The organism is Plasticicumulans lactativorans (assembly GCF_004341245.1).
Lineage (GTDB): Bacteria > Pseudomonadota > Gammaproteobacteria > Competibacterales > Competibacteraceae > Plasticicumulans_A > Plasticicumulans_A lactativorans.
Genome location: NZ_SLWY01000007.1, coordinates 126125 through 149473, shown reverse-complemented (window position 1 = coordinate 149473; position 23349 = coordinate 126125). Strand labels below are relative to the sequence as shown.

Annotated in this window: 22 protein-coding genes; 11 read left to right on the top strand and 11 right to left on the bottom strand. The window is 73.3% G+C overall.

Annotated features, from left to right (window positions below; translation table 11 throughout):
* Nucleotides 1–2 precede the first annotated feature (2 nt).
* Nucleotides 3–383 carry a DUF4129 domain-containing protein gene (locus EV699_RS07545; RefSeq protein WP_165904069.1) on the top strand — a complete coding sequence of 127 codons (381 nt, stop codon included), beginning with the start codon at nucleotides 3–5 and terminating at the stop codon, nucleotides 381–383.
* Nucleotides 384–404: 21 nt separating this feature from the next.
* Here EV699_RS07545 and alr read toward each other — a convergent pair whose 3' ends face one another.
* The 5 genes from alr to speB all read right to left on the bottom strand — a co-directional run bounded on the left by alr (nucleotide 405) and on the right by speB (nucleotide 5817).
* On the bottom strand, nucleotides 405–1481 hold the full coding sequence (alr, locus tag EV699_RS07540; protein WP_132540942.1) for an alanine racemase: 1077 nt from the start codon (nucleotides 1479–1481) through the stop codon (nucleotides 405–407).
* A 41-nt stretch (nucleotides 1482–1522) separates the two neighbouring features.
* A complete protein-coding gene (locus EV699_RS07535) occupies nucleotides 1523–1873 on the bottom strand; it encodes a RidA family protein (RefSeq protein ID WP_132540939.1) in 351 nt (116 codons plus the stop codon).
* A gap of 58 nt (nucleotides 1874–1931) precedes the next feature.
* Nucleotides 1932–3188, bottom strand: coding sequence for a D-amino acid dehydrogenase (locus EV699_RS07530; protein WP_132540936.1), 1257 nt, complete (start codon nucleotides 3186–3188; stop codon nucleotides 1932–1934).
* A gap of 55 nt (nucleotides 3189–3243) precedes the next feature.
* Nucleotides 3244–4683, bottom strand: a complete 1440-nt coding sequence (locus tag EV699_RS07525) for an APC family permease (protein ID WP_132540933.1) — start codon at nucleotides 4681–4683, stop codon at nucleotides 3244–3246.
* Nucleotides 4684–4875: 192 nt separating this feature from the next.
* Nucleotides 4876–5817: an agmatinase gene (speB, locus tag EV699_RS07520; protein ID WP_132540930.1), complete on the bottom strand. Its 942-nt coding sequence runs from the start codon at nucleotides 5815–5817 to the stop codon at nucleotides 4876–4878.
* A gap of 207 nt (nucleotides 5818–6024) precedes the next feature.
* Between speB and EV699_RS07515 the strand changes: the two genes are divergently transcribed.
* Nucleotides 6025–6921, top strand: coding sequence for a LysR family transcriptional regulator (locus tag EV699_RS07515; RefSeq protein WP_132540927.1), 897 nt, complete (start codon nucleotides 6025–6027; stop codon nucleotides 6919–6921).
* A gap of 112 nt (nucleotides 6922–7033) precedes the next feature.
* Complete coding sequence (locus tag EV699_RS07510) at nucleotides 7034–8434, top strand: hypothetical protein (protein WP_132540924.1); 1401 nt, start codon at nucleotides 7034–7036, stop codon at nucleotides 8432–8434.
* A gap of 90 nt (nucleotides 8435–8524) precedes the next feature.
* Here EV699_RS07510 and EV699_RS07505 read toward each other — a convergent pair whose 3' ends face one another.
* Both EV699_RS07505 and EV699_RS07500 read right to left on the bottom strand, forming a co-directional pair.
* Nucleotides 8525–9976 (bottom strand): aldehyde dehydrogenase family protein, encoded by a 1452-nt coding sequence (locus tag EV699_RS07505; protein WP_132540921.1) that lies wholly within the window; start codon nucleotides 9974–9976, stop codon nucleotides 8525–8527.
* Nucleotides 9977–10025: 49 nt separating this feature from the next.
* Complete coding sequence (locus EV699_RS07500; RefSeq protein ID WP_132540918.1) at nucleotides 10026–11648, bottom strand: 5-guanidino-2-oxopentanoate decarboxylase; 1623 nt, start codon at nucleotides 11646–11648, stop codon at nucleotides 10026–10028.
* 252 nt (nucleotides 11649–11900) lie between these two features.
* On the opposite strand from EV699_RS07500, the gene EV699_RS07495 reads away from it, so the two are divergent.
* The 6 genes from EV699_RS07495 to trhA all read left to right on the top strand — a co-directional run bounded on the left by EV699_RS07495 (nucleotide 11901) and on the right by trhA (nucleotide 17297).
* Nucleotides 11901–13169 carry an aconitase X catalytic domain-containing protein gene (locus EV699_RS07495; RefSeq protein ID WP_132540915.1) on the top strand — a complete coding sequence of 423 codons (1269 nt, stop codon included), beginning with the start codon at nucleotides 11901–11903 and terminating at the stop codon, nucleotides 13167–13169.
* A complete protein-coding gene (locus EV699_RS07490; protein ID WP_132540912.1) occupies nucleotides 13157–13588 on the top strand; it encodes an aconitase X swivel domain-containing protein in 432 nt (143 codons plus the stop codon). Before EV699_RS07495 ends, EV699_RS07490 begins: the two co-directional genes overlap by 13 nt.
* A gap of 107 nt (nucleotides 13589–13695) precedes the next feature.
* The gene (locus EV699_RS07485) at nucleotides 13696–14340 is read left to right on the top strand and encodes a LysE family translocator (RefSeq protein WP_132540909.1); all 645 of its coding nucleotides are present in this window, start codon (nucleotides 13696–13698) and stop codon (nucleotides 14338–14340) included.
* A gap of 104 nt (nucleotides 14341–14444) precedes the next feature.
* Nucleotides 14445–15686, top strand: a complete 1242-nt coding sequence (locus EV699_RS07480; protein ID WP_132540906.1) for a pyridoxal-phosphate-dependent aminotransferase family protein — start codon at nucleotides 14445–14447, stop codon at nucleotides 15684–15686.
* Nucleotides 15683–16534: a D-hexose-6-phosphate mutarotase gene (locus EV699_RS07475; RefSeq protein ID WP_132540903.1), complete on the top strand. Its 852-nt coding sequence runs from the start codon at nucleotides 15683–15685 to the stop codon at nucleotides 16532–16534. The genes EV699_RS07480 and EV699_RS07475 overlap by 4 nt, the downstream gene beginning before the upstream one ends.
* Nucleotides 16535–16640: 106 nt before the next feature.
* Complete coding sequence (gene trhA, locus EV699_RS07470) at nucleotides 16641–17297, top strand: PAQR family membrane homeostasis protein TrhA (protein WP_132540900.1); 657 nt, start codon at nucleotides 16641–16643, stop codon at nucleotides 17295–17297.
* Nucleotides 17298–17425: 128 nt separating this feature from the next.
* Here the strand turns inward: trhA and EV699_RS07465 are convergent, their stop codons facing one another.
* From EV699_RS07465 to hemC, 4 genes are read right to left on the bottom strand one after another with little or no spacing between them, the layout of a single operon-like run.
* Nucleotides 17426–18670 (bottom strand): heme biosynthesis HemY N-terminal domain-containing protein, encoded by a 1245-nt coding sequence (locus tag EV699_RS07465; RefSeq protein WP_132540897.1) that lies wholly within the window; start codon nucleotides 18668–18670, stop codon nucleotides 17426–17428.
* Nucleotides 18667–19965, bottom strand: coding sequence for a uroporphyrinogen-III C-methyltransferase (locus EV699_RS07460; RefSeq protein ID WP_132540894.1), 1299 nt, complete (start codon nucleotides 19963–19965; stop codon nucleotides 18667–18669). The genes EV699_RS07465 and EV699_RS07460 overlap by 4 nt, the downstream gene beginning before the upstream one ends.
* Nucleotides 19962–20762: a uroporphyrinogen-III synthase gene (locus EV699_RS07455; RefSeq protein ID WP_132540891.1), complete on the bottom strand. Its 801-nt coding sequence runs from the start codon at nucleotides 20760–20762 to the stop codon at nucleotides 19962–19964. The genes EV699_RS07460 and EV699_RS07455 overlap by 4 nt, the downstream gene beginning before the upstream one ends.
* 31 nt (nucleotides 20763–20793) lie before the next feature.
* Nucleotides 20794–21735 (bottom strand): hydroxymethylbilane synthase, encoded by a 942-nt coding sequence (hemC, locus tag EV699_RS07450; protein ID WP_132540888.1) that lies wholly within the window; start codon nucleotides 21733–21735, stop codon nucleotides 20794–20796.
* A 158-nt stretch (nucleotides 21736–21893) separates the two neighbouring features.
* Between hemC and EV699_RS07445 the strand changes: the two genes are divergently transcribed.
* A complete protein-coding gene (locus EV699_RS07445; RefSeq protein ID WP_132540885.1) occupies nucleotides 21894–22868 on the top strand; it encodes an LpxL/LpxP family acyltransferase in 975 nt (324 codons plus the stop codon).
* 3 nt (nucleotides 22869–22871) lie between these two features.
* Nucleotides 22872–23324 (top strand): YbaY family lipoprotein, encoded by a 453-nt coding sequence (locus tag EV699_RS07440; protein WP_132540882.1) that lies wholly within the window; start codon nucleotides 22872–22874, stop codon nucleotides 23322–23324.
* The last annotated feature ends 25 nt before the right edge of the window (nucleotides 23325–23349 follow it).

The window sequence follows — 23349 nt, the reverse complement described above, 5'->3', positions numbered from 1 at the left end:
TCGTGACCCAGGTGCGCCAACTGCTCGACCAGCTCGCGACGCGCCTGCGCCGGGCGCGACCCGCCCCGGCGCCCGGTCCCGATCCGGTGGTGACGGCGGGCGTGGTGGAGAACGACGTGCGGTCGCTGTATCGGCGGCTGTTGTTGCGGGCGGCGGCGCAGGGGATCCGGCGGCCGCTCTCGCGCACCCCGCGCGAACACGAACCCTACCTGGCGCAGGTGCCGGGCCTGCCCGCAGGCTTCGTCGCGCGGCTGACCCTGGCCTACCGCCGGGTGCGCTACGGCGAGGCGGCGGTCGACGCCACCGTGGTCGAGGACGCCCGCCGCGCCCTCACCACCGCCGCGCCCCCTGCCACGCCCCCGGCCGGCGACGAACGGCGCTGAGCCGCGCCGCCGGCCCCGCGCTCACGGCCGCTCGTCGACCACGCGCACGTGCACGCGCTTGCCGAGGGCGCAGAAGATCTCGTAGGGGCCGGCGATGTCGGTGACGCGCTCGGCGGGCAGGCCCTCGCCCCACATCGTCACCGAACTGCCGACACGCGCCCACGGGATCGCGGTGATGTCGACCGCGAGCATGTCCATCGCCACGCGCCCGACCAGCTGCGTCTCGCGCCGCTCGACCAGGATCGGCGTGCCCGAGGGGGCGTGGCGCGGGTAGCCGTCGGCGTAGCCGACCGCGACGATGCCGATGCGCATGCGCTCGCGGGCGCGGAAGGCCTCGCCGTAGCCCACCGGTTCGCCGGGGGCGAGCTCGCGCACGGCGATCAGCTCGCTGGTGAAGGTCATCACCGGGCGCAGGCCGTCGTCGGGCCCGTAGCGGTCGTCGCGCGGGGTGGCGCCGTACAGCACCAGGCCGGCGCGCACCCAGTCGAAGTGCGCCTGCGGCCAGTTGAGGATGGCGCCCGAGTTGGCGAGGCTGCGTTCGCGGCCGAGGCCGTCGGTGGCGGTGCGGAAGCGCTCGATCGCGGCCACGGTGCTCGGGCTCTCGGTCTGGTCGGCGCAGGCGAGGTGGCTGAACACCCGCACCTGCAGCACCGCCGGGCAGGCGTCGAGGCGCGCCACCAGCTCCTCGGCGCGGGCCGGGTCGAAGCCGAGCCGGTGCATGCCGGTGTCGAGCTTGAGCCACACCGACAGCGGGCGCGGCAGGCGCGCCGCCTCCAGCATGCGCAGTTGCTCCTCGCTGTGCACCGCCGGCCAGAACTCGCCGAGGGCGCAGAGTTCGAGCTCGTCGGCGCGGAACACGCCTTCGAGCAGCACGATGGGCCGGCGCGCGCCGGCGGCGCGCAGTTCCATCGCCTCCTCGATGCAGCTCACCGCGAGCGCGTCGGCGTCGGCGAAGGCCGGCAGCAGGCGCACCGCGCCGTGGCCGTAGGCATCGGCCTTCATCACCGCGATCACGCGGGTGTCGCCGACGTGGCTGCGGACCACGGCGAGGTTGTGGCGTGCCGCGGCCAGGTTGAACGTGACGGTACAGGGACGCATGGCTCTGGCCTCCGGGGCGCGCCGACGCGGGTGGAAAGGATTCAGACCGCCGCGGTGACGGCGATCTCGACGCGGAACGCGGGCGCGACCATGGCCGATTCGACCGTGGCGCGCGCCGGTGCGGCACCGGCGGGCAGCCAGGCCTCCCAGGCGGCGTTCATGCCGGCGAGGTCGTCCATGCTGCGCAGCCAGATGCTCGCGGTGAGCAGGCGGCTGCGGTCGCTGCCGACGCGCGCGAGCAGGCCGTCGATCAGCGCCAGCACCTCGCGTGTCTGCGCGCCGATGTCGCCATCCGGATCGTTGGCGAGCTGTCCGGAAAGATAGGCCACGCCGTTGTGGACGACGATCTCGCTCATCCGCGGGCCGACGTCGATGCGTTCGATGTTGCTCATGTTGTACTCCAGTGGGGTGTGGGACGGCGGGGGCGGTGCGCCCGCCGCCGCCGGGGTTTCAGCGGCCGTAGCGCGACAGTGCGAGATCGGCGGCGTCGATGTCGGGCGTGCGCCCGGAGATCAGGTCGGCGAGCAGCGCGGCCGAGCCGACCGACATGGTCCAGCCGAAGGTGCCGTGGCCGGTGTTCAGGTACAGCCCGCGCAGCCGCGTCGGGCCGATCACCGGCGTGCCGTCGGGCGTCATCGGCCGCAGGCCGCACCAGAAGCTGCCCTGCGCGGGGTCGCCGGCGCCGGGGAAGAGGTCCTGCAGCACGAACTCGACGGTGGCGCGGCGCTCGTCGCGCAGGCGCAGGTCGAAGCCGGTCAGCTCGGCGGTGCCGCCGACGCGGATGCGCCCGCCGAGGCGGGTGATCGCGGCCTTGTAGGTCTCGTCGATCAGGGTCGACACCGGCGCGCGCGCGGCGTCGGTGACCGGCACCGTGATCGAGTAGCCCTTGACCGGGAACACCGGCAGCTCCAGCCCGAGCGCGCGCAGCAGCGGCGTCGAGTAGCTGCCGGCGGCGACCACGTAGGCATCGCCGCTGACGCGCCCGGCGGCGGTGTCGACGCCGGTGACCGTATCGCCCGCGGTGGCCAGGCCGCGCACCTCGGTGTTGAAGCGGAACTCGACGCCCGCCGCGGCGGCGAGCTCGCTCAGGCGGTTGGTGAACAGGAAGCAGTCGCCGGTCTCGTCGGCCGGCATGTGCAGGCCGCCGACGATCTTGTCGGCGACCGCGGCGAGCGCGGGCTCGACGGCAATGCAGCCCTGGCGGTCGAGCAGCCGGTGCGGGATGCCCGCCTGCGCCATGCCGGCGAGGTCGCCGGCGGCGGCGTCCATCTGCTTCTGCGTGCGGTAGATCTCCAGCGTGCCGTGCTGCCCGTCGTCGTAGCGGATGCCGGTCTCGGCGCGCAGCTCGCCGAACTTGTCGCGCGAGTACATCGCCACGCGCAGCATCCGCGCCTTGTTGCGCTCGTAGGCGGCGGCGTTGCAGTTGGTGTACATGCGCCAGAGGAACTTGAGCTGCTCGGGGTCGAGCCGCGCGCGGATCACCAGCGGTGCGAAGCGCTGCGTCATCAGGCCGATCGACTTCAGCGGCATGCCGGGGCCCGCCCACGGCGCCGGCAGCGAGGGCGAGATCTGGCCGGCGTTGGCGAAGCTCGTTTCCAGCGCCGGGCCGGTCTGGCGGTCGAGCACCACCACCTCGTGGCCGGCACGGCTCAGGTAGTACGCGGTGGTCGTGCCGATGACCCCGCTGCCAATCACGACGACTCTCATCTGCAGGCGCTCCAGGTGCGTGGGGGCGGCGGGCGGCGCCGCCCCGCGGTAAGGCTCAGCCGGCGGCGTGGGCCAGTTCCAGCTTGGAATTACGGATGCTGTAGGCGAAGTAGAACAGCAGCGCGACCCCGACCCAGACCAGGAACAGCTCCAGCGTCTCGGCGGCGAGCCCGACGATCAGGTACAGGCAGAACACGGCGCTGAGCACCGGCGTGAGCGGGTACAGCGGCACGCTGAAACCGCGCTTGAGCCCGGGCTGCTTGCGGCGCAGCACCATCACGCCGACCGAGACGATGAAGAAGGCGACCAGCGTGCCCATGCTGGTCAGGTTGGCGAGCACGTCGAGCGGCACCAGACCGGCGAGCAGCGCGACGCCGAGGCCGACGATCAGGGTGTTCTGCGCCGGTACGCCGTTGCGGTTCACGCGGCAGAACAGCGGCGGGACCATGCCGTCCTTCGCCATCGCGTAGAGGATGCGGGTCTGCCCGTAGAGCACCACCAGCACCACGCTGAAGATCGAGATCATCGCCCCGGCCGAGAACATCAGCGCCGGCCAGTCCTGCCCGGTGACGCGGTGCAGGATCGCGGCGAGGCCGGCTTCCTGCCCGGTGAACTGCTCGGCGGGCTGGGCGCCGACGCCGGCGAGCGCGACCAGGATGTAGACCGTGGTCACCACCACCAGCGAGATCACGATCGCCAGCGGAATGTTGCGGCGCGGGTTCTCGACCTCCTCGCTGGCGGTGGAGACGGCATCGAAGCCGATGTACGAGAAGAAGATCGACGAGGCCGCGGCACCGACGCCGGCCATGCCGTGCGGCGCGAAGGGGGTCAGGTTGCGGCTGTCGAAGGCGCCGTAGGCGAGCACCACGAACAGCGCGAGGATGGCGAGCTTCACCAGCACCATCAGCGCGTTGGCGAGCGCCGATTCGTGCGCGCCGCGCAGCAGCAGCAGCGCGCACAGCAGCACCAGCACCATCGCCGGCACGTTGAGCACGCCGCCGTGGCCGGGCGGGCTGCTGATGCTCTCGGGCAGCGACCAGCCGAAGCCGCTGTGCAGCAGTTCGTTGAGGTACTGGCCCCAGCCCACCGCCACCGCGGCGACCGACACGCCGTATTCGAGCAGCAGGCACGAGGCGACGACGAAGGCCACCCCCTCGCCGAGGGTGGCGTAGGCGTAGGAGTACGAGCTGCCCGACACCGGGATCGCCGAGGCGAGCTCGGCGTAGCACAGCGCCGACAGCGCCGCGGTGATGCCGGCGAGGACGAAGGACAGCACCACCGCCGGGCCGGCCTTGGGCACCGCCTCGGTGAGGACGATGAAGATGCCGGTGCCGATCACCGAGCCGATGCCGAGCGCGACCAGCGGCCAGAGCCCGATCGAGCGCTTCAGGTGACCCTCGGAGCCCGGCTCGATGGCGTCGAGCAGCGGGTTGGCGAACTTCTTGATCCGGAACACGCGCTGCCACAGCGGCAGCCGGTTCTTGCCTGCGTTCATGGACGTTCTCCTCTCTCAACTCGTGGCGGTGATCCGCACACCTGCCGGTGGGCCTTGCGCTGGGGTGGCCCGTTTCTTTCGGCAAAAACCCGCCCGTCACGGGCGCCGGGGGCGCCCGCGTGCGGGTGGGGCAGGACGGGGGGCGCGGGGGGCGTCAGCGGTGGTGGCCGACGGCCCGCGGCGGGCGCGGGGTCAGCCGCGCGCGCCGGGCAGCACGCACAACATCTCGTAGAGCAGGTTGGCGCCGAGCAGCGAGGTGTTGCCGCTCGCGTCGTAGGGCGGCGAGACCTCGGTGAGGTCGCAGCCGACCAGGTCGAGGCCGTAGGCGCCGCGGATGATCTCCAGCGCCTGGATCACGGTCAGGCCGCCGACCTCGGGGGTGCCGGTGCCGGGGGCGAAGGACGGGTCGATGCCGTCGATGTCGAAGGACAGGTACACCGGCCCGCCGGCGAGCCGCTCGCGCACCTCGGCCATCAGCGGCGTGAGCGAGCGGTGCCAGCACTCCTCGACCTGCACCACGCGGAAGCCCTGCTCGCGCGACCAGTCGAAGTCGTCGTCGGAGTAGCCGGTGCCGCGCACGCCGATCTGCACCACGCGCCGGCAGTCGAGCAGCCCTTCCTCGACGGCGCGACGGAAGGTGGTGCCGTGGGCGATCTTCTCGCCGAACATCGTGTCGTTGATGTCGGTGTGCGCGTCGACGTGGATCAGGCCGACCGGGCCGTGCTTGCGCGCGATCGCGCGCAGGATCGGCAGCGTCATCGTGTGGTCGCCGCCGATGCCGAGCGGGATCACCGGGTTCGCCAGCAGGCGGTCGTAGGCCTCCTCGATCAGCCGCACGCTGTCGAGCAGGTTATAGGGGTTGATGGCGATGTCGCCGAGGTCCGCCACCTGCAGGTGGTCGAACGGCGCCGCGCCGGTGCCCATGTTGTAGGGACGCAGCAGCACCGATTCGGTACGGATCTGGCGCGGCCCGAAGCGCGTGCCGCTGCGGTTGGAGGTGCCGGTGTCGAGCGGGATGCCGACGAAGCAGGCGTCGAGCCCGCGGGTGTCGGCCGCCTGCGGCAGCCGCATCATCGTCGCGATGCCGCCGAAGCGGGGCATGTCGTTGCCGCCGAGCGGTTGGTTGAACGCCATCGTCGTGTTCCTCCTCGGAAGTGCCTGGACGGCAGCGTAGTGGCTGCGCCCCGCCCGAAAAATAACGGTTTCGCAACGCTGACTTCGCCGCCGGCGATGTGGTGGCGGCGCGGCTTGCGTGCATGCGCCGCGCTGGCCTATCTATGGCAGGTCGCGCCGCCGTGCGCGACGTCCACCTCCACGCCCGTGCCCCACCAGGGAGCGCACATGCTCAGGAACGTCAGCAACCTCGACCTGCAACTGCTGCGGATCTTCTCCGCCATCGTCGAATGCGGCGGCTTCTCCGCCGCCCAGGCCGAGCTGAACATGAGCCAGTCGACGATCAGCACCTACATCGCCACGCTGGAGACGCGCCTCGGCTACCGCCTGTGCGACCGCGGCCGCGCCGGCTTCCGCCTGACCGAGAAGGGCGAGCGGCTGCTCGAATCGATCCAGACGCTGTACAAGGCGCTCGACAGCTTCTGCGGCGACGCGCAGGCGCTGGCCGGGCGGCTGGTCGGTGAGCTCAAGGTCGGGCTGGTCGACCACCTGGCGACGCTGCCGGGCGCGCGCATCGCCGATGCGATCGCGCGCTTCTACACGCGCGACCAGGAGGTCAACTTCCGCTTCTTCGTCACCGCGCCGACCGAGCTCGAGCGCGGCGTGATCGACGGCCAGCTCGACATGGCGATCGCCTATTTCGGCCGCCGCCTGCCGAGCCTCGAGTACACCGAACTCTACGCCGAGCGCATCGTCATCTACTGCGGGCGGCGCCACCCGGTGTTCGCGCGCGACGACCCGGGCAAGGAGGAGATCGAGGCCTTCGACTGGGTCCGGCGCGGCTACATCCTGCCCGACACCCTGCTGCCGGTGCGCCCGACGCGCTTCAGCGCCACCGCCCACCACATGGAGGCGGTGATGCACTGCATCCTCGCCGGCACCCACCTCGGCTACCTGCCGGTGCACTGCGCCGAGCCGTGGGTGCAGCGCGGCGAGATGCGTGCGCTGGCACCGGAGGCGTTCGGCTACGAGGTCACCCACAGCCTGATCACCCCGGTCGGGCGCCCGCGCAGCGAGGCGCTCGACGCCTTCATCGGCGACCTGCTGAGGACCCACGGCGGGTGATGCCCTTCACTCCGCGGCAGGCCGACCGCCACGGCGGCCCGGTTCGCGGCCGATGCCAAGCCACTGTATGTGATCTATAAAAAAGGCAGTGCGTTCCGGGAGGAGCCTTGCCGTGGATGACGCTTCGGGCATGGAGCCGGATACCTATGCCTATGACGAGCTGGTATTCCGGCAGATGTTGGACGAGGTCTATCTGCTGCTGGACTTCATCTCCGGCCGGTCGGACCGATCGCTGGCGGCGCTGGCCGGTATCCGTATTCCGACCGAATCGGCCGTAGCGGGCGCGGAGGAGGCGCCGAGCACGCTGGACGAGGTGATCGCCCATATCTCCACGCTGCGTTTTCCACCGAAGCAGTATGCGGCGCTGACGCCGAGGAATGCGGCGTTCCTGATCCTGGTGAAGGATCGCTTGAATCGCATCGCGGGCCCGGCGAACGGCATGACCATCACCTACACGGCGATGGTGGTCGGTTCGCAGCCGGCTCCGGAGGCTTTCGAGACCCGGCACGCGGGACGCACCGGACCGCGGATGTCGCTCGCCTTCGGCGCTTATCCGGGGCTGATCAACTCGGCTAAAAAGCTGCGCTGGATCATCTGGGCCGGCATCTGGCTGCTGTTGCTGCTGACGTGCGTGACCGCCTACACCTCGGGTGTCGTCGCGTTCGGTCGCTCGACGCTGCAGCATATCGAGGAGGTCAAGCAGGAACTGAACGATCTGGCCGGGGTGATCGGCAACATCGAAACGACACAGGGAGCGCGTGAGTCGCCGTCGGCGGTGGGGGCGAGCGGGTCGAGAACGCCGTTTTACCGTTTGTGCGACCGGCCGAAACTGCTCGCCGCCGCACCTCCAGGCGATCTGATGCCGGTCGACGTGTTCGACAACCCGGTCGAACGCCAGCTGTGCGACCGCTGGCGCGATATCGACCATAGGCAGACGCTGGCGTACCAGAATCTCGACCGTTTCGAGCGGGGGGTGCTGTATGTGTACGAATTGCCCGAGGTCGCCGTACGGGGACTGCGGCGCACATTCGGCAGCGAGTCGGCAAAGGGCGAGGAGAGGTTTGACATCGGCGAGCAGTGGGTCGGCGCGATCCTGGCGTCCCTGAGCAACTATGTGCTGCCGATGTGCTTCACGCTGCTGGGCACCGGCGTGTCGATCGTGCGCGACATATACGGCAAGGTTCATGAGCACACCTTGTCGCCGCGCGACCTGCCATTGTCATTCGGGCGGTTCGCCTTGGGCATGGTGGCGGGAGCCGCGATCGGGCTGTTTTACAGCCCGTCGCAAGTGGCCGCGGCGGCCAGCAGTGGCTTGAGCGGCTCGATCGTCTTGTCTGCGCAGGGCTTGGCGTTTCTGGCGGGGTACGGTGTCGACAGCGTTTTCCGCGTCTTCGACGCGATGCTGCGCCGGCTGGAACGCGCTGCCCAGCCGGCGCCGCTTAATGGCACTGCATCGCCTGCCATTGCCGGCGGGTCGAAGGCGGGAAATGCGCCGGTCGCTGATCGGAGCTAGTGCCGCCTGCCCAAGGGAAGCCCTGAGCGATTCCCGTGGCCACGCGGCGGCATGCCGATCCCGCCGGCGCGAACGCTTCGCTGCAGCGCGTCAAGCCGCGCTTCCCTGGCGACAGCGGGTGATGGACTTCACCTCGAGGTAGGCCGACAGCCCCCAGGGGCCCAGCTCGCGGCCGATGCCGCTGCGCTTGGGGCCGCCCCACGAGGTCTCGACGAACACCACCTGCGAACTGTTGATCCACACGTGGCCGGCTTCGAGCGCCTCGGCCACGCGCTGGGCGCGCGCCGGGTCGGCGCTGAGCACGGTCGCGGCGAGGCCGAAGTCGCTGTCGTTGGCGAGCGCCAGCGCTTCCGCCTCGGTGTCGAAGCCGCGCGTGCACAGCACCGGGCCGAAGATCTCCTCGCGCCACAGCGGGCTCGTGGTCGGCACCTCGGCGTAGATCGTCGGCGCGACGAACCAGCCGCTGCCGGCCGCCGGCAGCGCGTGCCCGCCGGCGACGCAGGCGAGGCCCTCGGCGGCGGCGCGGGCGAAGGTGTCGAGCACCTTGCGGTACTGCGCCGCGGTGCTCAGCGGCCCCATCCGCGTGGCGGCGTCGGCCGGGTCGCCGACCGCGAGCGCGCGGGTGGCGGCGGCCAGGCGCTCCAGCAGCGGCGCGGCGATGGTGCGCTGCACCAGGAGTCGCGAGGTCGCCGAGCACATCTGCCCGGCGTTCCAGAAGATGCCGTCCATGATCCAGCGCGTCGCCGCGTCGAGGTCGACGTCGTCGAAGACCACGATCGGCGACTTGCCACCGAGCTCCAGCCCCACCGCGGTGCAGTTCGCCGCCGCCGCCTGCATCACCCGCGCGCCGACCGCGTTGCTGCCGGTGAACGACACCTTGGCGACCGCCGGGTCGGTGGTCAGCGCCGCGCCGGCCTCGGGACCGCCGGGCACGATGTTGAGCACGCCCGCGGGCAGGCCGATCTCCGCGGCGATGGCGCCGTAGGCGAGCTCGACCAGCGGGGTGAACTCCGAGGGCTTGAGCACCACGCAGCAGCCGGCCGCGAGCGCTGGCGCGAGCTTCCAGGCGCTGGTCACCAGCGGGAAGTTCCACGGCACGATCAGCGCCACCACGCCGGCCGGTTCGAGCCGGGTGACGGCGCTGAAGTCCGCCGCCGGCAGCGCCACCGGCGCGTTCTGGCGCGCGTCGAGCTGCTCGGCGAGCCCGGCGTAGTAGTTGAAGCTGGCGATGGCGTCGCCGAGGTCGATCTCGGCCTCGGTGCGCGGCTTGCCCGAGTTCTGCATCTGCAGCGCCAGCAGTTCCTCGCGCCGCCGCTCCAGCCCGGCGGCGAAACCGCGCAGCCAGGTGGCGCGCCGGCGGCCGTCGGTGTGGCGGAAGTCGCGGAAGGCGCGCTTCGCGGCGGCCACCGCGCGCGCCATGTCGGCTGCCCCGCCCGCGGCCACGCGGGCGAGCGGCGCGGCAGTGGCGGGGTTGAACACCGTCAGCGTGGCGCCGTCTGCGGCATCGGCCCAGGCGCCGTCGATGAAGAGTTGCGTGTGCATGCGGTCGGTCTCCGGTGCGTCCGCGGTTCCCGCGGGGGAGGGGCTGCCGTCACGCGGCGCCGTGCAGGAACGGCGCGGCCTCGTCCACCTCGACCAGCGTCGGCACCGTGCGCGCCGCCGCGGCGCGCAGCGCCGCGCGCAGCCCGGCCCACGAGTCGACGCGCTCGGCGGCGCAGCCGAAGCCGCGGGCGAGGGTCTGGAAGTCGGGTGTGTACAGCTCGACGCCGATCGGCGTGATCGCGCGGTCGACCATGTAGCGGCGGATCTCGCCGTAGCCGGCGTTGTTCCACAGCAGCACGACGACCGGGATGTTCGCCTCCACTGCGGCGGTCAGCTCGGGCAGCGTGAACTGCACGCCGCCGTCGCCGACCAGCGCCACCACCGGGCGCGCACCGGCGCCGAGCTTGGCGCCGAGCGCCGCCGGCAGGCCGTAGCCGAGCGTGCCGTAGCCGGTCGAGGCGTTGAACCAGCTGCGCGGCTGCTCGGCGTCGTAGACGTGGTTGCCGCCGTACACCGGCTGGGTCGAGTCGCCGACGAAGATCACCCCCGGCAGCTCCGCGCGGATGGTGTCGAGCAGCGTGCGCTGCGCGCGCTGCAGCGGGCTCCAGCCGGCTTCGAGGCGTTCGCGCACCGCGGCGGCGCGCCGCGCGCCGGCGCCGTCGGCGGCGGCAACGGGGTTGTCGGCGCCGAGCGCGGCGTTGAGCGCCTCGACCGCGAGCCCCGCATCGCTGGTGATGGCGAGGCGCGGCGGGTGGTTGCGCACCAGCTGCTCGGGGTCGAGGTCGACGCGGATCAGCGCGCCGCCGATGCGGAAGCCGCCGTCGAACACCACGTCGTAGTCGGTTTCGCCGAGCTCGGTGCCGAGCGCGAGCACCACGTCGGCAGCGGCGACCAGTTCGCGCACCGGCGGAAGCGACTGGTTCGAGCCCAGGTTCAGCGGGTGAGCGGGCGGCAGCACGCCCTTGGCGTTGATGGTGAGCGCGGTCGGCGCATCGAGGCGTGCCACCAGGCGCTGCACCGCGTCGGCGGCATCGCAGGCACCGCCGCCGACCAGCACCACCGGCGCGCGCGCCGCGGCGAGCAGTTGCGCGGCCTCGGCGATCGCGCGCGGGCAGGGGCCGGGGCGGCTCGGCGCCGCCGCCGGGGTGCGGCGCAGGTGGTCGGCGGGCAGCACCAGCACGTCGATCGGGATCTCGATGTGCACCGGGCGCGGGCGGCCGCTGGCGAACAGCGCGAAGGCGCGGTCGAGCACCTGCGGCAGCTCGTCGGGGGTCTGCAGCGTGTGGCTGAACGCGGTGAGCCCGGCGAACAGCCCGCGCTGCGACGGCAGCTCGTGCAGGCGGCCGTCGCCCGAGCCCAGCTCGGCGCGGCGGTTGACGCTCGAGATCACCAGCATCGGCACCGAATCGGCGTAGGCCTGGCCCATCGCGGTGGCGATGTTGGTCATGCCCGGCCCTGTGATGATGAAGCACACGCCGGGCTTGCCGGTGGTGCGCGCGTAGCCGTCGGCCATGAAACCGGCGCCCTGCTCGTGGCGCGGCGTGACGTGGCGGATGCGGCTCGCGGCGAGGCCGCGGTACAGCTCGACCGTGTGCACGCCGGGAATGCCGAAGATGAACTCGACCCCGCGGGCTTCGAGCAGGGTGACCAACACTTCACCACAGGTGGCCATGACGTCTCCTCTCCTCACGAACGCAAAGTTGCCGGGCAGGGCGCCGGAGGGCGCGGCCGCGATGCCCCGCACCTTAAGGGCTCGCGCCGTCGGCGAACATCACGGATTGTCGAAGTCGGCTTGGGCGTCCGGGCATGTTCCGGGTGGCCGCTGCCCGCGTTCGCTACCATGCGGCGATCAGCCCCGGACCGTGGAGCCCGTCATGTCCCCCTGCCGACCCCCGCTGCCTGCCGCCGCCGCCGGAGCCCGGCGATGAGTGCGCTGGCGCTCGACGCGCGCGACCGCGCGCTGCTGGCGGGGGAGGGCGGCGCCGGGGCGCAGTTCGCGATGCGCATCGTCGTGCGCATGGCCGGGGTGCTCGGCGCGGCGCGCCTGCTCGACATCGCCTCGGCGCACATCGACAGCGCGCTGTACATCGGCCCGGCGACGCTCGCCTTCGCCGAGCGCCTGGTGGAACTCGGTGCCCGCGTCGCGGTGCCGGCCACGCTCAACGTCGGCGGCGTCGACGAGCAGCACTGGCGCGCCTGGGCGGTGCCGCCGGCGCACGCGGCGGCGGCGCGCCGGCAGATGGACGCCTACCGCGCCCTCGGCTGCACCCCGACGTGGACCTGCGCGCCCTATCACGAGGGCCACCGCCCGGCCTTCGGCGCGCAGGTGGCGGCGGGCGAGTCGAACGTGATCGTGTTCTTCAACTCGGTGCTGGGCGCGCGCACCGAGCGCTACCCCGACCTGCTCGACATCTGCTGCGCGATCACCGGCCGCGCGCCGGCCTTCGGCCTGCACCTCACCGCGGCGCGCGCCGGGCGCGTGCTGGTGCGGCTGGACGGGGTGGAGCCGGCGGTGCAGGCCGCCGACGATTTCTGGCCGGTGCTCGGCTTCTGGCTCGGCCGCGCGGTCGATGCGGCGGTGCCGGTGCTCGACGGGTTGGCGGTGCGGCCCGACGAGGAGGCGCTGAAGGCTCTGGGCGCGGCGGCGGCGGCGAGCGGCGCGGTCGGGCTGTTCCACGTGGTCGGCGTGACCCCCGAGGCGCCGACGCGCGACGCCGCCTTGCAGGGGCGGGCGCCGGCGCGCGTGCTCGCGCCCGACACCGCCGAGCTCGCCGCCGCGCGCGCCGAGCTCGGCGCTGCCGAGGGCGCGCCGCTCGACCTCGTCGTGCTCGGCAGCCCGCACCTGTCGTTCGCGGCGTTCGCGCGGCTGGCGGCGCTGCTCGACGGCCGCCGGCGCGCCGTGGGCACGCGCCTGCTGGTCACCACCAGCCGCGTGGTGCGCGAGCTCGCCGCCGCCGCCGGCCACCTCGCCGCGCTCGAAGCCTTCGGCGGCGAGGTGGTCGTCGACACCTGCATCCTGACCAGCCCGATGCTGCCGCCCGAGGTGAAGACGCTGATGAGCGATTCGGCCAAGTACGCCTACTACGCGCCGGGCCTGCTCGGCACCCGCGTGGCCTTCGGCGGGCTGGCGGACTGCGTCGCCTCGGCGGTGGCCGGGCGGGTGGTGCGCGGGGCCGACGCATGGCGGCGCTGATGCAGGGCCGGGTGCTGGCGGCGGGCAGCGCGCAGGGCGAGCTCCTCTACGCGGCCGAGCCGCTGTCGTTCTGGGGCGGCTACGACCCCGCCAGCGGCGAGGTCATCGACCGCCGCCACCCGCTGTCGGGCGCGATCGCCGCCGGGCGGGTGCTGGCGATCCCGGCGAGCCGCGGCTCCTCGACCACCGCCGCGGTGCTGCTCGAAGCGGTGCGCGCCGGCAGTGCGCCGGCGGCGATCCTGACCGCCGGCGTCGACACCTTCCTCGCGCTGGCCGCGATCGTCGCCGACGAGCTCTACGGCCGCGCGCTGCCGGTGGTGGCGCTGGCGCCGGCGGACTTCGCGCGGCTCGCCGGCGGCGGCCGGGTGCACGTCACCGCCGACGGCCGCGTGGCGTTCGACGACGCCGCACCGGCGTAAAGGCAGCGACACGCAGCGGAGGCGGGCCGGCTGCGCCCGGTTGGTGCGCGGGGCTAGACTGCGGGGTCCGCGCGCGCCGCGCGCCGCACCGTCCGCGGAGGCTCCCGATGCTCGGCATCCACGATTTCCCGATGTTCCTGGTCGCCTCGGTGATGCTCGCCGTGCTGCCGGGGCCCGACACGCTCTACGTGCTCGGCCGCACCATCAGCCACGGCCGTCGCGCCGGCCTGTGGTCGCTCGCCGGCATCGGCACCGGCTGCCTGGTGCACATCGGCGCCTCGGCGCTCGGGCTGTCGGCGCTGATCGCCGCCTCGCCGTTCGCCTTCGAACTGGTCAAGTCGGCCGGCGCGCTCTACCTCGCCTGGCTCGGCGTGCAGCTGCTGCGCGAGGCCTGGACGCGGCCGGCCGGCGCCGCGGCGGCGGGGAACGGCACGCGGCCGGACGAAGGCGCCGACCTGCGCCGGCTGTTCCGCCAGGGCATCGTCACCAACGTGCTGAACCCCAAGGTGGGGCTGTTCTTCATCTCGTTCCTGCCGCAGTTCATCGATCCGGCGCGCTCGTCGGTCGCCGGCTTCGTGGCGCTCGGGCTGACCTTCGTCGTCGTCGGCCTGCTGTGGATCCTGCTGCTGATGCACACCACCGACCTCGCCGCGCGGCAGTGGCGTGGCCGCGACACGGTCAACCGCGCGCTCAAGGGCGGCACCGGCGCGCTGTTCGTCGGCCTCGCCGCCAAGCTCGCGCTGGATCGCTGACGGCGCCCGGCCGGGTCCGCCCGGCCTACCTCGACGTTTCCGCGGCGCGCGGCGGTGCGCGTCTGCTATCGTGGGATTTTTGTCGCCGCGCCTGCGAGACCCCCATGACCGTCGAAGCCCTGAATCCGCCCGGCATCGTGCCGCTCGACCACATCCTCCCCGACGAGCCCCTGCTGATGATGGGCGCCGGGCCGGTGCCGCTGCCGCAGCGCGTGGCCGCCGCCAACTCCATCGTCATCAACCACCTCGGCGAGACGATGAACCGCGTCATCGAGCAGGTGAAGACGATGGCGCGCTACGTGTTCCAGACCCGCTCGGGGCACGTGCTGGGGGTGGCCGGGCCGGGCTCGGCGGCGATGGAGATGGCGGTGTGCAACCTGATCGGTCGCGGCACGCCGGTGCTGTCGGTGGTCAACGGCTACTTCAGCCGGCGCCTGGCGGAGATGGCGACGCGCGTCGGCGGCGAGGTCAGCGTCGTGGCGATCGACGGCAACCGCTGCGCGACGCCCGAGGAGATCGCCCGGCACCTCGCCGGCGGCCGCTACGAGGTGCTGACGATCGTCCAGGGCGAGACCTCCAACACCGTCTGCAACAAGCGCCTGCAGGAGATCGCGCGCATCGCCCGCGCGCACGGCTGCCTGGTGGTGGTGGACGCCGTCTGCACGCTGAGCACGATGCCGCTCGACATGGACGGCTGGCAGATCGACGCCGTGATCACCGGCGGCCAGAAGGGCCTGTCGTCGATCCCCGGGGTGTCGCTGCTCGCCTTCTCCGATCTCGCCTGGGAGCGCATCTGCGCGCGCAGCGACGTGCCCGCGCACTGGTGCCTCGACGCCCGCCTCGCCGACCAGTTCTGGAACCAGAAGTCCTACCACTACACCGCGCCGGTGTCGGGCATCCTCGCGCTGCACGAGGCGCTGCGGCTGGTCTGCGAGGAGACCCTGACCGCGCGCTTCCTGCGCCATCGCCACTGCTCCGAGGCGCTGCAGGCGGCGATCGAGGCGATGGGGCTCGACCTGTTCGTGTCGGCCGATTCGCGGCTGAACTCGGTGATCGGCATCCGCGTGCCCGAGGGCGTGTCGGCCGACGCCGTGCGCACGCACATGTCGGGCGTGCACCGCGTGGAGATCTCCGGCGCCTTCGGCCACAACATCCTGCGCATCGGCCAGATGGGCGAGCAGAGCCGCGCCCACAACCTGTTCCGCACGCTGCACGCGTTCGGCTCCAGCATGCGCAGCTGCGGCGCCGTGCTCGACCTGCCCGGGGGCATGGCCGAGCTGGAGCGCCACCTGTCCGAGTCCACACGCTCGCGGGCGGCGCGCGTCGCGGAGGCCGCAGCGCTATGACGGCACAGTCCTTCAGCAGCCTCGGCCCCTGCATCGAGGCCTGCGCGACCGACGGCAGCCGCCTCGTCGTCACCACCTTCGGCGGCCAGGTGCTCGGCTGGAACACGCCCGACGGTCGCGAGCGGCTGTTCGTCAGCGCCACCGCGACCACCGCGGGCGGGCAGGCGATCCGCGGCGGCGTGCCGGTGTGCTGGCCGCAGTTCAGCGGCCAGGGCCCGCTGCCCAAGCACGGCCTGCTGCGCAACCGCGACTGGAGCGTGCTGACCAACGACATCGACGGCGACGGGCGCGCCCGCGTCGCGCTGCGCTGCGAGGCCGACGCCGTCACCCGCGCGCAGTGGCCGCACGCATTCGCCGCGACGCTGGTCGCCACGGTCGGCGGCGACACGCTCGAACTGGCGCTGACGGTGCGCAACACCGATGCCGCGCCGTTCAGCTTCACCACGGCGCTGCACGGCTACTGGCGCGTGGCGGAGCTCGCCGACGTCAGCCTGCACGGGCTCGAAGGCCACGCCTTCCGCGACTTCACCGGCACCGCCGGCGAGGCGGCCGGCGCGCCGTCGGCGGCGGCGCTGCGCTTCGGCCCGGAGACCGACCGCGTCTATGCCGACGCGCCGCAGCCGCTGACGCTCGACACCGGCCACGGGCGGCTCGCCTTCCTGCAGGCGGGCTTCACCGACACCGTGGTGTGGAACCCCGGCGCCGAACGCGCGGCGGCGATCGGCGATCTGGAGGTGGACGGCTGGCGGCGCTTCGTCTGCGTCGAGGCCGCGCGCATCGCGGTACCGGTCACCCTCGCGCCGGGCGCCGCGTGGACCGGCACGCAGACCGTGCGGGCGCTGGACTAGGCGCTCCACCCGCGGGGCCGGCCTGTGAACTGCCGGGGCGCGACGGTGGTCGGAATCGGGGTGACAGCCGGTCCGGCAGCGGCGTGAGGCCGGCGAGGGGGGGGTAATGCGTGCAGCGTACGAGGCGGGCGATCGCCCGCAGTCACGCGGGGAAGAGCTCGCGAACAGCGTCAGCCACGGCTTCGGACTGCTCGCCGCCGCCGTGGCGGCACCATTCCTCGTCGTCGCGGCGGTGGACCACGGCGATACCGCGTTCATCGTCGGCGCCAGCGTCTTCGCTGCGACCACGCTACTGCTGTACCTCACCTCCACCCTCTACCATGCCCTGCCGGTGGGCACGGCCAAGCGCGTGTTCCGGGTCATCGAGCACTCGGCGATCTACCTCCTGATCGCGGGCACCTACACGCCGTTCACGCTGGGCGCGTTGCGCGGCGCCTGGGGCTGGACCCTGTTCGGCCTCGTCTGGGGCATGGCTCTGGCCGGGGTGCTGCTCAAGGTGTTCGACCGGCTGTCCCATCCGCTGGTGTCCACCGGCCTCTACCTGGCGATGGGCTGGCTGATCGTGATCGCCGCCGATCCGCTGTATGCCCGCGTGCCGGCCGCGGGCCTGCTCTGGCTGGTCGCGGGAGGTCTGGCGTACACCGTCGGCGTCGCCTTCTTCATGACCGATGCGCGCCTGCGCTACGGCCATTTCGTCTGGCATCTGTTCGTGATGGCGGGGACCTCCTGCCATTACGTCGCCGTGCTCCTCTCCGCCGCCTGAGCCGTTCCCGCGCGGCGACGTGGCGGGCTGCGCCGGGAGCCCGACCGCTTCGACTCTCCCCCTGAATGACGCGAGGCCCGGCCGTCATGCGACGGCCGGGCCTCGCGGTGAATCGCGGCCTGCGGGGCTCAGGCCGGCTTTTCGGCGAGGTCCTTCACCGCCGGCAGGGCGACGCCCTCGCGGGCCTCCTCGACGCCGGTCAGCAGGCGCAGGCCGGCGCGGTAGCAGGCGCCGGCGCCGCCGGCGTCCTCCATCTGTTCGAGCACGTCGCCGAGTTCCTGGTAGGCGTCGGCCATCGGCTGCAGGCGGATGCTCTGCTCCAGGTACTGCTTCGCCTTCGGCAACTGGTGCGCGCGCGCCGCCAGGCGCCCGAGCGTCAGGTGCAGGTAGGCGTTGTCCTTCTGCGCGCCCAGCCAGGCCTCGGCGCTGGCGAGCTGGCCGGCGGCGTTGCCGCGGCCGAGCTGGCCGAAGGCGACGCACAGTGCATTGCTCCACTGCCGCGACAGCGCCTGCTTGAGGAGCTTCTCGGCGGCGTCGGCGGCGTTCAGGTCGCGCAGGAAGCCGCAGTAGTCGATCAGCAGGGCCTCGTTGGCGCGGACCGCCTTGGGGATCTGCCCCCACAGGGTCTGCAGCTCCGACAGCGTGCCCTTGCGCGCGACGAGGGCGAGGCGCTCGCGCGCCACCTGCAGCTGGCTATCGCGGTAACCGGCCTCGTCGAGCGCGCCGCGCTTGCGCAGTTCGGGCAGCAGGCGCAGCGCGTGCTCCCAGTCGCCGAGGCGGCTGGCGGCGTCGAGCTGCAGCTCCAGCACCCGCGGGCGGTTGGGGGTCAGCAGGTTGAGCTTGCGCAGCACCTCGGCGGCCTGCTCGGGCTGCTCCTCCTCGAGCAGCATCTCGGCGCGCGCGATGCCGACCACGGTGGCGGCCTCGCGTGGCAGCTTCTCGGCGGCGGCGAGGTAGCGGTCGCGGCGGTCGCGCGCGCCCAGGTGCTGCGCGGCGCGCGCGGCGCCGGCGAGGTACAGGCCGGGATCGGCGGCGATCGGCAGCGCCTTGGCGAAGGCCTGCTCGGCGGCCTGCCAGCGGCCTTCGGCCAGATCCCGCGAGCCCTTGGCGAGCAGGCGCTGGGCGCGGCGCTCGCGCCGACGCTTGCCGGCCTCGGCCAGCGTGCGCGGCATGCGCAGCAGCTGGCCGGTGTAGCGCACCAGCTTGTAGGTGACGAAGAAGCCGATGAGCAGGAACACGAGCAGCGCGGCGACGCTGGTCTCGATGGTCCAGTGGCCGACGGTGAGCAGCACGTAGCCGGCGTCCTCGCGCAGCAGCCAGGCGAGCCCCACCGCCGAGAACAGGGCGATGACGATACCGATCAGCCACTTCATTGCGCGGCCTCCCCGGCGCCGGGCACCGCGGGCTGCGCCGGTGACAGCGCCGAGCGCACCGGCTGGCGACGGGCCAGCACCTCGTCGAAGGTCTTGGCGGTCGCACCGAGGTCGGGCAGGTAGGGCACGAGCTGCGTCTGCGCCAGCGCGCGCACTTCCTCGGCCACGGCCTTGGTCTCGGCATCGTTGCCGTCGAAGTAGCGGTCGAGCCAGCCGAGCACGAGCTGCGCGGTCTCCTGGTACGACACCGCGTCGCCGCGCAGCAGCGACAGGCGCATCGCCTCCAGCTCCAGGCGCAGGTTCTGGTGCAGGAAGTAGGCTTCCTTCGGCGACATCAGCGGCGCGGCCTGCGCGCGGTCGTGGTGGATCACGACGATGTCTTTGATCTGGCTCCAGGCGGTTTCGGCGATGCGCTCGTACCACGGCGCCTCGCCGCCGGCGACCTCGTTCGCGATCTGCGGCCGCACCTTGTCCTTCAGCGTCTCGATCTGGATGTCGGGCTTGATCCTGAGCGCCTCGACGCGCTCCTCGAGCGCGATCAGGCGGCGGCCGAGCGCGGCGGTGTCGGGCAGCTTGACGCCGCGCACCGCGGCGATGTTCTCGGCGAGCATGCGCGACACCGAGGCGAAGGCGAGCTCGTTGACCGCGTTCAGGCGGGTCTCGGCGAGCTGCAGCGCCTGCAGCGCGCGGACCTGGTCGAGTTCGAGGTGCAGCTTGTGCTCGGCCACGCGCAGCAGGTAGCCGACCTCGGACAGCGCGAGCGCGTTGACGTCGCCGCGCGCGGCGGCGGTCTTGGCGGCGTCGACCTCGGCGAGCAGGCCGCGCTGGCCGAGCGAGAGCTGCTCGATGCGGTCGGAGGCTTCCTTGAGCGCCGCGCCCTGCGTCTGCTCGGTGGTGCCGAGCTTGCCTTCGAGTGCGCCCACCGCCTGCTGGCTGCTGGCGAGCTTGCCTTCGAGCGCCTTGATGCGGTCGCCGGCCTCGGTCTCGACCTTGGCGAGCGTGGCCTTCACGCGCGCCTCGATCTCGGCGTTGAAGCCCGCCGCCTGCTGGCGGGCCAGGTTCCACTGGTACAGCGAATAGCCGGCGCCGCCGGCGGCGACCAGCGCGACCACCAGCGCGAGCTTGCCGGCGCCGCCGCCGCCGGCCGGGCGTGGCGGCGGCGTGGGCGCGGCCTTCGGCGCTGCCGGCCCGGCGTCGGCGGGGCCGGCGGCCGGCGCGGGGCTGGCGGCGACGGTGGCCGGCAGGTCCGGCTCCGCCTCGGGTGGCGTGGTGGTGTCGCGCTGGTTGTCCGTCATTGCGGTCCCCGGGGTGTTATAGGTGTTTGGGTTGCCCGCCAGGCGAGGAGGGCGGCGACAATGGCTTCGTCCCCGGCCTCTCCGGCAAGCAGCGGTGGCGGGCGAAAGCCGAGTTCGCGGGCGAGCCGGGCGCCACGCGCGCCGACCACCAGCGGGCGCAAATCGCGCGCCGATTCTCGCCCAGCCGTGTCGAGCAGGGCAAAGAGATTCGCGAGGGCCTCGTTGCTGGTGGCAAGCACCACGTCGACGGCGCCCGCCCGCAGCCAGGCGTGCAGCGGCGCCGGGTCGGCGTCCGGCAGGGCGCGCCGGTAGGCGCAGGCCACGTGCACCTCAGCGCCGCGCGCGGCGAGGGTTGCGGCGAGCAGTTCACGCCCGCCCTCGCCCTTGATCAGCAGCACGCGCGTGCCGGCGCAGGTGGCGAGGGCCGGCAGCGCCAGCAGGTCCTCGCTGCGTTCGCCGTGCGCCGGCTGCAGGTCGACGGCGATGCCGGCGGCGGCGAGGGCGCGGGCGGTGCCCTTGCCGATCGCCGCGACGCGCACCCCCGCGGGCCAGCCGCCGTGCCCGGCACACCAGCGCGCCACCGCGGCGACGGCATTGGCGCTGGTGAACACGGCGAGGCTGCAGGCGGGCAGGCGGGCGAGCGCGGCGGCGAGCGCCGCCGGGTCGTGCGGCGGCAGGATGGCGAGCGTCGGAAAGCGCAGCGCCCGTCCGCCGGCGGCCTCGATGCGCCGGCACAGGCCCTCGGCCTGCGCCGCCGGGCGCGTGACCAGCACGCCGAGGCCGGCGAGATCGCTCACCCGCGTGCGTCCGTCGGGGCCGCGCGCCGGCTCATGGCGCGGCGGAGGCGCCGAACACCCGCGCCAGGATCGCCCGCGCGCCGCGCGCGAGCAGGTCCTCGGCGAGTGCGATGCCGAGCTGCTCGGCGTCGGCGGCCGGGCCGCGGATCTCGCCGCGGACCAGGGTCGAGCCGTCGGGCTCGCCGACCAGCCCGCGCAGCCAGAGCTGGTCGCCTTCGAGCAGCGCGTGCCCGGCGATGGGCACCTGGCAGCCGCCGTGCAGGCGCGTGTTGAGCGCGCGCTCGGCGCGCAGGCGCAGCTGCGTGTCGGGGTCGTCCAGCCCGGCGATCAGCGCGTGCACGCGTGCGTCGTCGCTGCGGCACTCGATGCCGATCGCCCCCTGGCCGATCGCCGGCAGGCTCACCTCGGGTTCGAGGCGGCAGGTGATGCGCGCGTGCAGCCCCAGGCGCTCGAGCCCGGCGACGGCGAGGATGATGGCGTCGAACTCGCCGGCGTCGAGCTTGCCGAGGCGCGAGTTGACGTTGCCGCGCAGGCTCGCGACGACCAGCTCCGGGTAGCGCGCGGCGAGCTGGCACTGCCGGCGCAGGCTCGACGTGCCCACCACGGCGCCGGCGGGGAGGGCGTCGGGGTGGGCGTGGCGGTTCGACACGAAGGCGTCGCGCGGGTCCTCGCGCGCCAGGATCACCGGCAGCGAGAGCCCGGCCGGGAATTCCACCGGCACGTCCTTCATCGAGTGCACGGCGAGGTCGGCGCTGCCGTCCAGCAGCGCGAGTTCGAGCTCCTTCACGAACAGCCCCTTGCCGCCGACCTTGGCGAGCGGGCTGTCGAGGATGCGGTCGCCCTTGGTGCTCATGCCCAGCAGCTCGACCTCGAGCCCCGGATGCAGCGCGCGCAGCCGCGCGGCGACGTGCTCGGCCTGCCACAGGGCGAGCGGGCTCTTGCGGGTGGCGATGCGCAGGCGGGGTGGGCTCATGGCGGGGCGGCGAACGGCACGGGAGGGCGGGGAGAGTAGCCGACGCCCGCCGCGGGTGTCATCCATCGGGGTCAAGGCGCTGCCGCGGCCGCCGTGGCAGCGGGACCGGCGCGCCGGCTGCTAGACTGCGCACGCCTGTACATCGCCTGCCGTACTCCATGTCCGAAGTCCCGAGCTCATGCCGTGCCCTGCAGGGCGGCCCGCGGTTCGACCGCGCCTGGCTCGCCCCCCGCCACTGGGGGGGCTGGACCGCTGCCGCCTGCGCCTGGCTGCTGTGGCGCCTGCCGCGGCGCGTGCGCGACGGGCTCGCCGCGGCGCTGGCCCCGCTCGCCTGGCGCCTCGCCAAGCGGCAGCGGCGCATTGCCGACATCAACCTCGCGGTGTGCTTCCCCGAGCTCGACGCGGCGGCGCGCGCGGCGCTGATCCGCCGGCATTTCCGGCTGGCGCTGCGCATCGTCATGGACTACGGCCTCGCCTGGTTCGGCGACGAGGCCGCCATCCGCCGCGGCGTGCGGCTGCACGGCGAGGAGCACATCGCCGCGGCACAGGCGGCGGGGCGGCGGGTGATCGTGATGGCGGTGCACGCGCTCGCGCTCGACCTCGGCGTGTGCGCCTTCGGCGTGCGTCACCGCGCGCTCGGCCCCTACAAGGCGCTGGAGAACCCGGTCATCGACTGGCTGATCGCGCGTGGCCGCACCCGCTTCAAGGGCACGGTGTTCGAGCGCGACGAGGGCATCCGCCCGGTGGTGCGCGGGTTCCGCGACGGGCAGATCCTGTTCTACCTCGCCGACGAGGACCTCGGCCCCGACAGCGCGGTGTTCGTGCCGTTCTTCGCGCTGCGCAAGGCCACGCTGAACACCCTCGGGCGGCTGGCGAAGCTCGGCGACGCCGTGGTGCTGCCGTCGATCACGCGGCTCGCCGCCGACGGCCGCTACGACTGCCACCTGCTGGCGCCGCTCGCCGACTTCCCGAGCGGCGACGTCGAGCGCGACGCGCGGGCGATGAACGCCGCCGTCGAGGCGCTGGTGCGGCCCGATCCCGCGCAGTACATGTGGACGCTGCGCCTGTTCAAGACGCGCCCGCCCGGCGAGCCGAGCCTGTACCGGCGCGCCGCGCCCACCCCGGAGGAGTGAACGATGCCTTGCCCGTCCGTCCGTCGCGCCGTCGCGCGCCTCGCCGCCGCCGGCCTGCTCGGTGCCCTCGCCGGCTGCGCCACGACGCCCACGGACGACGCCTACGCCGGCCCGCGCCCCGGCGTGCTGACCGGCAGCGTCGGCTACCGCCAGCGCATCGTGCTCAGCCCCGAGGCGCAACTGGTGGTGCGCATCGTCGAGACCGCGCGCGACGGTGCCGCCGCCGGCATGGTGGTCGAGCGGCGCTACCCGCACCCCGGCCAGGTGCCGATCCGCTTCGAGCTGCGCTACGACCCGCCCGGCGTCGACGCGCGCCGCCGCTACCAGGTCCAGGCGCGCATCGAGGACCGCGGCCGCACGCTGTTCGCCAACCACCTCGCCTACCCGGTGCTGACCCAGGGCGCGCCGCAGCACGTCGACATGATCCTCGACGTGGCGCGCGCCGGGCAGCCGTGACGCCGCCCGCCGCCGGCGTCGTCCC

Bases quoted from the DNA above. Each gene is read 5' to 3' on its own strand.
- alr (WP_132540942.1), bottom strand. From the start codon at position 1,481: ATGCGTCCCTGTACCGTCACGTTCAACCTGGCCGCGGCACGCCACAAC.
- EV699_RS07535 (WP_132540939.1), bottom strand. From the start codon at position 1,873: ATGAGCAACATCGAACGCATCGACGTCGGCCCGCGGATGAGCGAGATC.
- EV699_RS07530 (WP_132540936.1), bottom strand. From the start codon at position 3,188: ATGAGAGTCGTCGTGATTGGCAGCGGGGTCATCGGCACGACCACCGCG.
- EV699_RS07525 (WP_132540933.1), bottom strand. From the start codon at position 4,683: ATGAACGCAGGCAAGAACCGGCTGCCGCTGTGGCAGCGCGTGTTCCGG.
- speB (WP_132540930.1), bottom strand. From the start codon at position 5,817: ATGGCGTTCAACCAACCGCTCGGCGGCAACGACATGCCCCGCTTCGGC.
- EV699_RS07515 (WP_132540927.1), top strand. From the start codon at position 6,025: ATGCTCAGGAACGTCAGCAACCTCGACCTGCAACTGCTGCGGATCTTC.
- EV699_RS07505 (WP_132540921.1), bottom strand. From the start codon at position 9,976: ATGCACACGCAACTCTTCATCGACGGCGCCTGGGCCGATGCCGCAGAC.
- EV699_RS07500 (WP_132540918.1), bottom strand. From the start codon at position 11,648: ATGGCCACCTGTGGTGAAGTGTTGGTCACCCTGCTCGAAGCCCGCGGG.
- EV699_RS07495 (WP_132540915.1), top strand. From the start codon at position 11,901: ATGAGTGCGCTGGCGCTCGACGCGCGCGACCGCGCGCTGCTGGCGGGG.
- EV699_RS07490 (WP_132540912.1), top strand. From the start codon at position 13,157: ATGGCGGCGCTGATGCAGGGCCGGGTGCTGGCGGCGGGCAGCGCGCAG.
- EV699_RS07485 (WP_132540909.1), top strand. From the start codon at position 13,696: ATGCTCGGCATCCACGATTTCCCGATGTTCCTGGTCGCCTCGGTGATG.
- EV699_RS07480 (WP_132540906.1), top strand. From the start codon at position 14,445: ATGACCGTCGAAGCCCTGAATCCGCCCGGCATCGTGCCGCTCGACCAC.
- EV699_RS07475 (WP_132540903.1), top strand. From the start codon at position 15,683: ATGACGGCACAGTCCTTCAGCAGCCTCGGCCCCTGCATCGAGGCCTGC.
- trhA (WP_132540900.1), top strand. From the start codon at position 16,641: ATGCGTGCAGCGTACGAGGCGGGCGATCGCCCGCAGTCACGCGGGGAA.
- EV699_RS07465 (WP_132540897.1), bottom strand. From the start codon at position 18,670: ATGAAGTGGCTGATCGGTATCGTCATCGCCCTGTTCTCGGCGGTGGGG.
- EV699_RS07460 (WP_132540894.1), bottom strand. From the start codon at position 19,965: ATGACGGACAACCAGCGCGACACCACCACGCCACCCGAGGCGGAGCCG.
- hemC (WP_132540888.1), bottom strand. From the start codon at position 21,735: ATGAGCCCACCCCGCCTGCGCATCGCCACCCGCAAGAGCCCGCTCGCC.
- EV699_RS07445 (WP_132540885.1), top strand. From the start codon at position 21,894: ATGTCCGAAGTCCCGAGCTCATGCCGTGCCCTGCAGGGCGGCCCGCGG.
- EV699_RS07440 (WP_132540882.1), top strand. From the start codon at position 22,872: ATGCCTTGCCCGTCCGTCCGTCGCGCCGTCGCGCGCCTCGCCGCCGCC.